Here is an 11852-nt window from a genome sequence, read left to right as displayed (position 1 = left end):
CTTCACGACCGTGCCCACGAAGGGGTCACCCGATGACACGTCGCGCATTCCGGCGTACCCGCCGCTGTCTGGCCACCACCGCCGTCCTGGCCCTCACGCTGGCCGCCTGTTCCTCGGACGACGGCGGCGGCGACGACGGCAAGATCACGTTGCACATCAACGGCCAGCCCCCGAACACCGACGAGCGGGAACTTCGGGTGTTCCTCGCCGAGATCGAGGCATTCGAGGCGGAACACGAAGATATCGACATCGTTCCGCACGAGGGCTTCATGGAGCCCGAGACGTTCAACACCCGGGTCGCCGGCGGCAACCTGGAAGACGTCTTCTATGTCTACTTCACCGACCCCGCCGGCATCATCGAGCAGGGCTACGCGGCCGATATCACGGACTATCTGGCGGACTACCCCAACCTTGCCCAGATACGACCCGAGTTGCACGAGGCGTTCCAGGACGAGGCGGGACGGCAGTACGGCGTACCGACCGCCAACTACTCCATGGGTCTGCTCTACAACCGCGAACTCTTCGAGCAGGCGGGCCTCGACCCCAACACCCCGCCCAGCACCTGGGAGGAGGTCCGCACCGCGTCGGCGGCCATCGCCGAACTCGGCGGCGGCGTGACGGGCTACGGCGAGTGCACCACGGAGAACACCGGTGGCTGGCACCTCACCACCGAGATCTACTCCACCGGCGGGCAGGTGGCCGAGCCGGACGGCGAAGGCTGGCGCGCCGCGTTCAACACCCCCGAGACGCTGGCCCTGTTGGAGAACCTCAGCGCCATGCGCTGGGAGGACCAGTCGATGGGCAGCGACCAGATGCGTTCCTGCGAGGACGTGATGGTGCAGATGGGCGCCGGCCAGCTCGGCATGTATGTGGCCGCCCCCGACAACCTGCCCACCCTGGTACGGCAGTACGACGGCAGCTACGAGAACCTGGGCCTGGCGCCGATCCCCGACGGCGGCGGCACGCTGCTCGGCGGCGAGGGCTACATGATCAACGCGGGCGCCTCCGAGGAGCAGATCGAGGCGGCCCTCACCTGGCTGCAGTGGCGGTTCGTGAACCCCGACGAGATCGAGCGCCGGATCGAGGAGAGCGCCGCCGACGAGCTGCCGGTCGGTCTGCCGATGCCCCCCACCCCGGACATCTGGGTCGAGGGCGAGATCCGCGACAACGTCGAGGCACTCAAGGAGCAGTACGCCAACGTGCCCGTCGAGCATGTGGCGCCGTTCATGGAAGGCGCTCCCTCGATCGAGGGACGGATCGAGCCGCCGAACGCCCAGGAGGTCTACGCGACCCTGGACAACGTGATGCAGGGCGTGTTGACCAACGAGGGCGCCGACATCCAGTCGCTCCTCGACGAAGCCGAGAGCCAGGTCAACCGGATCTACGGCGCCTCCTGAGATGGCCTCTCCCGAGACACGGCGGCGACTGGGCGAGAACGTCACCGCCTATGGATTCCTGTGCGCCGCTCTCGTGGTCTTCGCGGTCTTCGCCTGGTACCCGGCCATTCGGAACATCGTCCTGAGCTTTCAGGAAGTCAACTTCGTTCGCGGATCGAGCTGGGTCGGCTTCGACAACTTCAGCTACATATTCGACGACCCGTTGTTCGCGACGGCCTGGCGCAACAGCGCGATATTCACGCTCTACGCGTTGGTGCTCGGCTTCGGCGTTCCCTTTCTGACCGCCCTGCTGATCAACGAGTTCCGGCACGCGAGGGCCTACTTCCGGGTCCTGGTCTATCTGCCGGTGATGTTGCCGCCGGTGGTAGTCGCGCTGATGTGGCGGTGGTTCTACCAGCCGGACGGGGGCCTGATCAACGAGATCCTGGGCGGGGTCGGGCTCCCCACCTCGGACTGGACGAACTCCTCCAGTACCGCCCTGATCTCGCTGGTCATCGTCTCCACCTGGGCGAACATGGGCACGGCGACGCTGATCTATCTGGCCGCCCTGCAGACCATTCCGGGCGAGCTGTACGAGGCCGCGGAACTGGAGGGCGCCAATATCTGGCGGCGTATCTGGCATGTGACCATCCCGCAGACCAGATTCGTCATCCTGATGCTGCTGCTGCTCCAGGTCGTGGCCACCATGCAGGTATTCACGGAACCGTTCGTGATGACCGGTGGCGGACCCCAGGACTCGACCGTCACGGTCATGCTGCTGATCTACCGCTACGCGTTTGTCTACAACAACTTCGGCGCCGCCAGCGCCATGAGTCTGCTCCTGCTGCTGGTGCTCGCCGTGTTCTCCGCCGCCTATCTGCGGGTCACCCGCAGCCAGCAGACCTGAGGGAGGCTGAAGTTGCGCACGCTGGTACGACCCGCCGTACTCAAGACGCCTCGTGGCCGACTGGTCTACTGGTTCCTGTTCGCCGTCGCGATCATCCTGTTCACCGTGGCCTTCATCATCCCGCTCTACTGGATGGTGACGGGCGGCATGAAGAGTTCCCCGGAACTGGCTCGGAACCCTCCGACCTACATTCCGGAGGAATGGCATCCGAGCAACTACTCGGACACCTGGAACCGCCTGGAGCTGGCACGGTACTTCGGTAACACCGTGGTGCTGATCGGCGGCGCCTGGCTGCTCGGGCTGGCCATTCAGCTCCCGGCCGCCTACGCGCTGTCGAAACTCCGCCCGAGGTTCGGGAAGATCGTGCTCGGCATGATGCTGGTCACCCTGATGGTGCCGGCGACGGCCCTGCTGATCCCCACCTATCTCACGGTCACGGACGTGCCCGTGCTGGGGCTCAACCTCATCAACAACCCGGCGGCCGTATGGCTACCGGCGGCCGCCAACGCGTTCAACATCTATGTGCTGAAGAACTTCTTCGACCAGATACCGGACGAGCTGCTCGACGCCGCGCGGATCGACGGTGCTGGTGCGTTCACCACCATGTGGCGCATCATTCTGCCGCTGTCCCGGCCCATCATCGCCGTTGTGTCGATCCTGTCCATCAGCGCTCTGTGGCGTGATTTCCTCTGGCCGATGGTGGTGCTGCCCGATCCGGCCAAGCAGCCCATCACCGTCTATCTGCAGCGGATCGCGGACACGACATCGCTCAACATGCTGATCGCCGGAATGGTGTTGGCCAGCATTCCCCTGGTGGTGGTTTTCCTGATCTTCCAGCGCCATATTCTCGCCGGCCTCACGGCGGGCAGCCTCAAGGGCTGATCACCCGAAAGGAAAACTCCGTGCCGCACAACCCTTCCGCGTGGTGGCGCTCCGCCGCCATCTACCAGGTCTACATCCGCAGTTTCGCCGACGGCAACGGCGACGGCACCGGCGACCTCGCCGGTGTCCGGGCCCGGTTGCCCTATCTCGCCGAACTCGGCGTCGAGGCACTGTGGTTCACCCCCTGGTATGTCTCGCCGCTGGCCGACGGCGGCTATGACGTCGCGGACTATCGCGCCATCGACCCGGCGTTCGGCACCCTGGCGGAGGCTGAGAAGCTGATCGCCGAGGCGCGTCAGCAGGGCTTGCGCACCATCGTGGACGTGGTTCCCAACCACATCTCCGCCGAACACGCGTGGTTCAGGGCCGCCTTGGCCGCGCCCCCCGGCAGCCCGGAGCGGGAGTTGTTCCACTTCCGCCCCGGGCGCGGGCCGGACGGGGCCGAGCCGCCCAACGCGTGGCGCTCGGAGTTCGGCGGCCCCGCCTGGTCGCGCAGCACCGCCCCGGACGGCAGCCCCGGGGAGTGGTACCTGCACCTTTTCGCGCCCGGGCAGCCGGACCTCAACTGGGCCCACCCGCAGGTCAGACAGGAGCACGAGGAGATCCTGCGCTTCTGGTTCGACCGGGGCGCGGCCGGCGTGCGGATCGACTCGGCCGCGCTGCTGGCCAAGGACCCGGAACTGCCGGACTTCGACCCGGAACACGACCCCCACCCCTATGTGGACCGCGACGAGCTGCACGACATCTACCGGTCCTGGCGGGCCATCGCCGACGAGTACGAGGGGGTGCTCATCGGCGAGCTGTGGCTCCCCGACGTGGAGCGGTTCGCCCGCTACCTGCGTCCCGACGAGCTGCACACCGCCTTCAACTTCGACTTCCTGAGCGGCCCCTGGGAGCCGGAGCGGCTGCGTGCCTCGATCGACGGCACCCTCGCCTCGCACGCCGGGGTCGGCGCCCCCGCGACCTGGGTGCTGGCCAACCACGACATCACCCGCACCGCGACCCGTTACGGCCGCGAGGAGACCGGCTTCGCCTTCGTGGCCAAGCGTTTCGGCACCCCGACCGACTTCGAGCTCGGCACCCGGCGCGCCCGCGCCGCCGCGCTGTTGTCGTTGGCCCTGCCCGGGGCCGTCTACATCTACCAGGGCGAGGAGTTGGGCCTGCCGGAGGCGGAGATCCCCAGGGACCGCATCAACGACCCCATGCACGCCAGGTCCGGCGGCATCGACCCGGGCCGGGACGGCTGCCGGGTGCCGCTGCCCTGGTCGGGGGACGCCGCGCCGTACGGCTTCGGCGGCGCCGACACCTGGCTGCCGCAGCCCGACGACTGGGCCGGTTTCACGGCCGAGGCGCAGGAGAAGGACCCCGGGTCCATGCTCTGGCTCTACCGCACCGGCCTGCGGCTGCGCCGGGCCTGGCCCGGCTCCACCGGGGACCTCACCTGGCTGGACTCCCCTCCTGGCGCGCTGGTCTTCGCCCGGGACCACGGCCTGATCTGCGCGGTCAACCTGGCGCCCGAGCCGTTGCCGTTGCCTCCCCACACACACGTGCTGCTGCGCAGCGGCCCGCTGGACGACGCGGGTCTGCTGCCGCAGGACACGGCGGTCTGGCTGCGGGTCTGAACACCGCCCGCGATCCTCGCCGCCAACACCCCCACCACCCCTAGGAAGGGACTCTCATGAGCGCACCCCACCCATCGCGCAAGCGGTGGCGCGCCGCGGGCGCGGCTTCGGCCGGCGCCATCCTGCTGGGCACCGTCGGCTTCACCGCTGTCGCCGGCGCCGAGGAGGCCGCCCCCCAGCCGGTGCCCGAGGCCCCGGCCGACTCCGCGCCGCTGGCCGGCGCCGAACTCCCCTTCGTGACCCAGGAGGCGGAGGACGCCGAGCACGGCGGGTCGGTGATCGGGCCCGATGTCACCCAGGGCACCGTCGCCTCCGAGGCGTCCGGCCGCAGCGCCGTCGAGCTGGCCGCCGGGCAGTCCGTCACCTTCACCCTCACCGAGGCGGCCAACGCGACCACGGTCGTCTACAACGTCCCCGAGGGCACCCAGGGTTCGCTGACCGTCGAGGTCAACGGGCAGGCGATCGAGGAGTCGATCCCGCTCAGCGACCGGTTCCAGTACTTCGACGCGCCCTGGATAGCGGGCTCGACCACGCACCACTTCTTCACCCACGAGCGGCTGCCGCTCGGCCAGGACCTGGCCGCAGGGGACACCGTCTCCTTCGTCGCCAACGGCCCGGTCACCCTGGACGGCGCCGACTTCGAGCAGGTGGCCGCGCCGGCCGAGGCACCGGCCGGGGCCCTGGACGTGACGGAGCTCGGCGCCGACCCCACCGGCCAGTCGGACTCCAGCCAGGCGTTCGTCGAGGCCGTCGCCCAGGGCCGGGGCGGCACGGTCTGGATCCCGCCGGGCACCTACCAGGTGAACCAGCCGCTGTACGTGGAGAACGTCACCATCCGGGGCGCCGGCTCCTGGCACTCGGTGGTGCACAGCTCCCGCTTCGTCAACCAGGGCGAGGGCCCCGGGGACGTGCACATCAGCGACTTCGCCGTGATCGGCGACGTCACCGAACGGGTCGACAGCAACCCGGACAACTTCGTCAACGGCAGCCTGGGCCCGAACTCCTCGGTCTCCGGGATGTGGCTCCAACACCTCAAGGTCGGCCTGTGGTTGACGGGCAACAACGACGATCTGGTGGTCGAGCGGAACCGCATCGTCGACATGGCCGCCGACGGGCTCAACCTCAACGGCAACGCCCACGACGTCCGGGTGCGGAACAACTACCTGCGCAACACCGGTGACGACGCGCTGGCGATGTGGTCGCTGCCGCAGGCCAACAGCGGGGCCAGCTTCGACGGCAACACCGTGATCCAGCCCAACCTGGCCAACGGCATCGCCATCTACGGCGGCGAGAACATCCAGGTCACCAACAACTACGTCCGTGACACCAACGCGCTGGGCAGCGGCATCGCCATCTCCAACCAGGCGTTCATGGAGCCGTTCTTCCCGCTGTCCGGCACCATCACGGTGGACGGCAACACGCTGGTGAGCACGGGCGCGCTCAACCCCAACTGGGACCACCCGATGTCCGCGCTGCGGGTCGACGCCTACAACCACGCGATCGAGGCGGACATCAACATCACCGACACCACGGTGCTGGAGAGCCCGTGGAGCGCCTTCCAGTTCGTCTCGGGCAGCGGCACCGGACTGGCCACCGACCGGGTGACCATCGACGGGGCCGAGGTGGACGGCGTGGGCACGGTGGTGGTCCAGGCGGAGACCACCGGCGAGGTCACCATCCAGAACGTGACGGCGACCGATGTCGGCGCGGCGGGCGTCTACAACTGCCCGTTCCCGACCGACAAGGCCCCGTTGACGATCAACGACGGCGGTGGCAACACCGGTCTCGACACCGAATGGGACGACTGCGAGACCTGGCCCCAGCCCGAGTAACCGGCCGGGACCGCGCATCGCGCACCCCTTCGGACGGCGCCCCGACAGCACCTCACCGGTCTGTCGGGGCGTCGCCGTGCGGCGACCTTCGACGGACCCGGTCAACTAGGGTGGCGGGCGCAGACGCTGGAGACGGACTCGAAGGGAGGGGAGCCGTGACCGCCGGTCGCGTCCCCGTGGTGGTCCTCGCCGGTTTCCTCGGAGCCGGCAAGACGACCCTGCTCAACCATCTGCTGACCAATGCCCAGGGCATCAGGATCGGAGCCGTGGTCAACGACTTCGGCAGCGTGCCGGTGGACGCCATGACGGTCGCCGGACAGGTGGACTCCCTGGTCTCCTTCGGCAACGGCTGCCTGTGCTGCGCCGTGGACACCGAGGAGTTGGACCAGGCGCTGGCCAGGCTCGCCGATCCCGCGCTCGCCATCGACCTGATCGTGGTGGAGGCCAGCGGCCTCGCCGAACCCCCGGCGCTGGTCCGGATGGTGCTCGCCAGCGACGACCGAAGGATCGTCTACGGCGGCCTGGTGCAGCTGATCGACGCCGTGGAGCACGAGGCGCTCCGCGCCCGCCAGCCGGCCACCGACCGCTACACCGGCCTCGCCGATCTGGTGGTGCTCAACAAGACGGACCTGGTCGACCCGGCGGCCGCCGAGCGGCTCGGGGCCGAACTGCGGGAACGGTCACACGGCGCGCCGGTGGTGGCCACCACGCACGGCCGGGTCGATCCCGCGCTGCTGCTGGACGGCGCGCCCGCCGAGCCGACCCGCGCCGACGGGCCACGGCAGCTCTCCTTCGCCGATCTGCTCGCCGAGGACGCGGCCCATCCCGAGCATCCGCACAGCGGGTTCAGCAGCGTCAGCTTCCACGCCCGACACCCCCTGGACCCCGGCCGATTGCTGGACTTCCTGGAGGCCCGACGGCCCGGCCTCTACCGGATCAAGGGCTTCGTCCAGCTGGGCGCCGAGCGCTACACCCTGCATCTGGTGGGCCGTTACCTGCGGCTCTTCCCCGATCCGCCGCCGGCGGCCGGGCCCGACACCACCGGCCTGGTGCTGATCGGCACCGATCTCGACGCCGCCGCGCTCCGGGCCGAGCTGGCCGACTGCGTCGCGGCCCAGACGGACGAACGGGCGGGCCGGGACGTCGGGTGGCGGATCGCCCGCCATATCGAACACCCCGAGGAACCGGCCGCCCCGGCGGATTCCGCGGCCGCCTTCGAGGAGCCGGAGCCCGTCTCCGAGGAGCACGAGCCCGCCGTCGGCTGAGCCGGCGGCGGGCTGCCCGGACCTCAGCCCAGCGGCCCGGCGACCGTGGCCACCGTCTTGGCCAGCGGCGTGCCCGATCCGTCGCGGCGCGGATCCGGCTCCGGCAGCTCCACCGGAGCGCCGGCCTGGGTGGCCGCGCGGGCCGGGGAGGCGCCCGCCCACGCGAAGACCAGCCGCTCCTCACCCTTGAGGAACCGCTGACAGCGCACCCCGCCGGTGGCCCGCCCCTTGCGCGGGTACTGGTCGAACGGCGTCACCTTCGCCGAGCGCAGCGAATCGTCCAGCGTGCCCGAGCCACCGGCCACCGTGAACACCACCGCGTCCCCGGCCGGATCGACCACCGTGAAGGAGAGCACCCTGGCCCCCTCGCCGAGCTTCACCCCGGCCATCCCGCCGGCCTGCCGCCCCTGCGGTCTGACCTGGGCCGCCGGATAGCGCAGCAGCTGCGCCTCGTCCGTGATGAAGACCAGGTCCTCCTCGCCGGTGCGCAGCTCGGCCGCGCCCACGACGCGGTCCCCCTCGCGGAGCGAGATGACCTCCAACTCCTCCTTGTTGGCCGGGTAGTCGGGCACCACGCGTTTCACCACGCCGCCCTCCGTACCGATGGCGAGACCGGGCGACGACTCGTCCAGCGAGGTCAGACAGACCACCCGCTCGTCCGCGCCGAGCGAGACGAACTCCGACAGCTGGGCGCCGCCGGCCAGGCTCGGCGCCGAGGCCGCCGGCGGCAGCGCCGGCAGGTCGACCACGGAGATCCGCAGCAGCCGGCCGGCCGAGGTGACCGCGCCGATCTCGCCCCTGATGGTGGAGTGCACGGCGGAGACGATCACATCGTGCTTGCCGCGCTTGGGCGCCTCCTCCAGCGACGCGTGCCCGTCGGCGGTGCGGGCCAGCAGCCCCGTGGACGAGAGCAGCACCCGGCAGGGATCGTCGGAGACCTCAAGCGGCAGCACCTCGACCGGAGCGCCCTCGGCCTCGACCAGCTCGGTGCGGCGCGGGGTGCCGAACTTCTTGGCGACGTCCGCCAGCTCGGCGGAGACCAGCTTCCGCAGCTCGGCGTCCGAATCGAGGATCCGGGTCAGCTCCTCGATCTCGGCGGTCAGCCGGTCCCGTTCGGCCTCCAGCTCCAGCCGGTCGAACTTGGTCAGCCGGCGCAGCGGGGTGTCCAGGATGTACTGCGTCTGGATCTCCGAGAGGCCGAAGCGGCCGATCAGGGCCTCCTTGGCCTGGGCCGCGTTCTCGCTGGAACGGATCAGCCGGATCACCTCGTCGATGTCCAGCAGCGCCACCAACAGGCCCTCGACCAGGTGCAGCCGGTCCCGCCGCTTGGTGCGGCGGAACTCGCTGCGCCGCCTGACCACCTCGAAGCGGTGGTCGACATAGACCTGCAGCAGCTCGCGCAGGCCCATCGTCAACGGCTGGCCGTCCACCAGCGCGACGTTGTTGATGCCGAAGGACTCCTCCATGGGCGTCAGCTTGAAGAGCTGCGCCAGCACGGCCTCGGGGTTGAAGCCGTTCTTCACCTCGATGACCAGCCGCAGGCCGTTCTCCCGGTCCGTCAGATCCTTGACGTCGGCGATGCCCTGCAGCTTCTTGGCGTTGACCAGATCCTTGATCTTGCCGATCACCTTCTCCGGGCCGACCGCGAAGGGCAGTTCGGTGACGACCAGCCCACGGCGCCGGGCCGAGACCTTCTCCACCGTGACCGTGGCCCGCATCCGGAAGGTGCCACGGCCGGTGCGGTAGGCGTCCCTGATGCCGTCCAGGCCGACGATCCGGCCGCCCGTGGGCAGGTCGGGGCCCGGGACGAACCGGCTCAGCGCCTCCAGATCGGCGTTCGGATACCGGATCAGATGGCGCGCGGCGGCGATGACCTCGACCAGGTTGTGCGGCGGCATGTTGGTGGCCATGCCGACCGCGATGCCGCTGGAGCCGTTCACCAGCAGGTTGGGGTAGGCGGCGGGCAGCGCCGCCGGCTCCTGCTCGCTTCCGTCGTAGTTGGGCGCGAAGTCGACCGTGTCCTCGTCGATCGAGGCCACCATCAGACCGGCGGCCGGCGCCGATCTGCACTCCGTGTACCGCATGGCGGCGGGTGGATCGTCGTTCCCCAGCGAACCGAAGTTCCCATGGCCGTCGACCAGGGGGAGCCGCATCGAGAAAGACTGGGCCATCCGCACCAGCGCGTCATAGATCGCGGAGTCGCCGTGCGGATGGAGCTTGCCCATCACCTCGCCGACCACCCGGGCGCACTTCACATAGGACCGCTCGGGACGCAGCCCCATGTCGTGCATCTGGTACAGGATGCGGCGTTGCACCGGCTTGAGCCCGTCCCGCGCGTCCGGCAGGGCGCGGGAGTAGATCACCGAGTACGCGTACTCCAGGAAGGAGCCCCGCATCTCATCGACCACATCGATGTCGAGGATGCGTTCCTCGAACTCCTCAGGAGGCGGGGCTTGCTTGCTGCGGCGGGCCATCGCGGCAGGGCTCCTTCGTACAGGCGGGCGGGTTGCTGGCGACCATTGTGGACCGCCCCGCTGACAACCGGGAACTTCGCACGCGCTGGCTCACCTTGCATAAGGTGACAGGCATCTCTACCGACCGAGCGAAGGGACCTCATGTCCATGGGCCACACGGCCAGCCCGCAGGATACCGTCGGTGGGCTCACCGCGACCGAGCACAGACTCGCCAACGGACTGCGGGTGGTGCTCTCCGAGGACCATCTCACGCCGGTCGCCGCCGTCTGCATCTGGTACGACGTCGGCTCCCGGCACGAGGTGCGGGGGCGCACCGGACTGGCGCACCTCTTCGAGCACCTGATGTTCCAGGGATCCGAACAAGTCAAGGGCAACGGCCACTTCGAGCTGGTGCAGGGCGCCGGCGGTTCGCTCAACGGCACCACCAGCTTCGAGCGCACCAACTACTTCGAGACGATGCCGGCCCACCAGCTGGAGCTGGCCCTGTGGCTGGAAGCCGACCGGATGGGCACCCTGCTCAGCGCGCTGGACGAGGAGTCCATGGAGAACCAGCGCGAGGTGGTCAAGAACGAGCGCAGGCAGCGTTATGACAACGTGCCCTACGGCACCGCCTTCGAGCGGCTGACCGCGATGGTCTTCCCCGACGGGCACCCCTACCACCACACCCCGATCGGGTCGATGGCCGATCTGGACGCGGCCTCCCTGGAGGACGCCAGGGACTTCTTCCGCACCTACTACGCGCCCAACAACGCGGTGCTCTCGGTGGTCGGTGACATCGACCCCGAGCAGACCCTCGCCTGGATCGAGCGGTACTTCGGCTCGATCCCCGGCCACGACGGCAAGCGCCCGCCGCGCGACGGCTCGTTGCCCGACGTGATCGGCGAGGAGCTGCGCGAGGAACTGCGCGAGGACGTGCCGGCCCGCGCCCTGATGGCCGTCTACCGGCTGCCGCACGACGGCACCAGGGAGGCGGACGCGGCCGACCTGGCCCTCACCGCGCTCGGCGGCGGGGAGTCGTCCCGGCTCTACAACCGGCTGGTGCGGCACGACCGCACCGCGGTCTCGGCCGGCTTCGGGATGCTGCGGCTGGCCGGCGCGCCCTCGTTGGGCTGGCTGGACGTCAAGACCTCGGGCGACGCCGGGATCGCCGAGATCGAGGCGGCGGTCGAGGAGGAGCTGACCCGCTTCGCCGATGAGGGGCCCAGCCCCGAGGAGATGGAGCGCGCCCAGGCCCAGTTGGAGCGGGAGTGGCTGGACCGGCTGGCCACGGTCGGCAGCCGCGCCGACGAACTGTGCAAGTACGCCGTCCTGTTCGGTGACGCCACGCTGGCGCTGAGCGCCGTCCAGCGGATCCTGGAGATCACCCCCGAGGAGGTCCGCGCGGTGGCCGCGGCGCGGCTGCGTTCGGACAACCGCGGCGTGCTGGTGTACGAGCCGACGCCGACGACGGACGAGGAGCAGGGCACGGAGACCGAGGGGGAGCAGAAGTGACCG

The 11852-nt window shown here is 69.7% G+C and carries 8 protein-coding genes; 7 read left to right on the top strand and 1 reads right to left on the bottom strand.

The genetic code is table 11. The annotated features are described in order from the left end of the window. The first annotated feature begins 32 nt into the window (after positions 1–32). From AOM46_RS22165 to AOM46_RS22140, 6 genes are all read left to right on the top strand, one after another. Positions 33–1397 carry an ABC transporter substrate-binding protein gene (locus AOM46_RS22165; protein ID WP_062214322.1) on the top strand — a complete coding sequence of 455 codons (1365 nt, stop codon included), beginning with the start codon at positions 33–35 and terminating at the stop codon, positions 1395–1397. A gap of 1 nt (position 1398) precedes the next feature. Continuing rightward, on the top strand, positions 1399–2283 hold the full coding sequence (locus tag AOM46_RS22160; protein WP_062214321.1) for a carbohydrate ABC transporter permease: 885 nt from the start codon (positions 1399–1401) through the stop codon (positions 2281–2283). A 12-nt stretch (positions 2284–2295) separates the two neighbouring features. Beyond that, positions 2296–3165 carry a carbohydrate ABC transporter permease gene (locus AOM46_RS22155; RefSeq protein WP_062214320.1) on the top strand — a complete coding sequence of 290 codons (870 nt, stop codon included), beginning with the start codon at positions 2296–2298 and terminating at the stop codon, positions 3163–3165. Between the two features lie 20 nt (positions 3166–3185). Continuing rightward, on the top strand, positions 3186–4787 hold the full coding sequence (locus tag AOM46_RS22150; protein WP_062214319.1) for a glycoside hydrolase family 13 protein: 1602 nt from the start codon (positions 3186–3188) through the stop codon (positions 4785–4787). 56 nt (positions 4788–4843) lie between these two features. Continuing rightward, the gene (locus AOM46_RS22145; protein ID WP_078857064.1) at positions 4844–6619 is read left to right on the top strand and encodes a glycosyl hydrolase family 28-related protein; all 1776 of its coding nucleotides are present in this window, start codon (positions 4844–4846) and stop codon (positions 6617–6619) included. 155 nt (positions 6620–6774) lie between these two features. After that, the gene (locus AOM46_RS22140; protein WP_067226445.1) at positions 6775–7884 is read left to right on the top strand and encodes a GTP-binding protein; all 1110 of its coding nucleotides are present in this window, start codon (positions 6775–6777) and stop codon (positions 7882–7884) included. A 23-nt stretch (positions 7885–7907) separates the two neighbouring features. On the opposite strand, the gene AOM46_RS22135 is transcribed toward AOM46_RS22140, so the two are convergent. After that, positions 7908–10358 (bottom strand): DNA topoisomerase (ATP-hydrolyzing) subunit A, encoded by a 2451-nt coding sequence (locus tag AOM46_RS22135; RefSeq protein ID WP_062214318.1) that lies wholly within the window; start codon positions 10356–10358, stop codon positions 7908–7910. 147 nt (positions 10359–10505) lie between these two features. Between AOM46_RS22135 and AOM46_RS22130 the strand changes: the two genes are divergently transcribed. Next, complete coding sequence (locus AOM46_RS22130; RefSeq protein ID WP_062214416.1) at positions 10506–11849, top strand: pitrilysin family protein; 1344 nt, start codon at positions 10506–10508, stop codon at positions 11847–11849. Positions 11850–11852 lie beyond the last annotated feature (3 nt).

It is taken from the genome of Streptomyces sp. NBRC 109706, assembly GCF_000974485.1.
Taxonomy (GTDB): Bacteria; Actinomycetota; Actinomycetes; order Streptomycetales; family Streptomycetaceae; genus Streptomyces.
This window is presented reverse-complemented; position numbering and strand designations above follow the sequence as displayed.

Bases quoted from the DNA above. Each gene is read 5' to 3' on its own strand.
- AOM46_RS22135 (WP_062214318.1), bottom strand. From the start codon at position 10,358: ATGGCCCGCCGCAGCAAGCAAGCCCCGCCTCCTGAGGAGTTCGAGGAA.
- AOM46_RS22130 (WP_062214416.1), top strand. From the start codon at position 10,506: ATGGGCCACACGGCCAGCCCGCAGGATACCGTCGGTGGGCTCACCGCG.
- AOM46_RS22145 (WP_078857064.1), top strand. From the start codon at position 4,844: ATGAGCGCACCCCACCCATCGCGCAAGCGGTGGCGCGCCGCGGGCGCG.
- AOM46_RS22165 (WP_062214322.1), top strand. From the start codon at position 33: ATGACACGTCGCGCATTCCGGCGTACCCGCCGCTGTCTGGCCACCACC.
- AOM46_RS22160 (WP_062214321.1), top strand. From the start codon at position 1,399: ATGGCCTCTCCCGAGACACGGCGGCGACTGGGCGAGAACGTCACCGCC.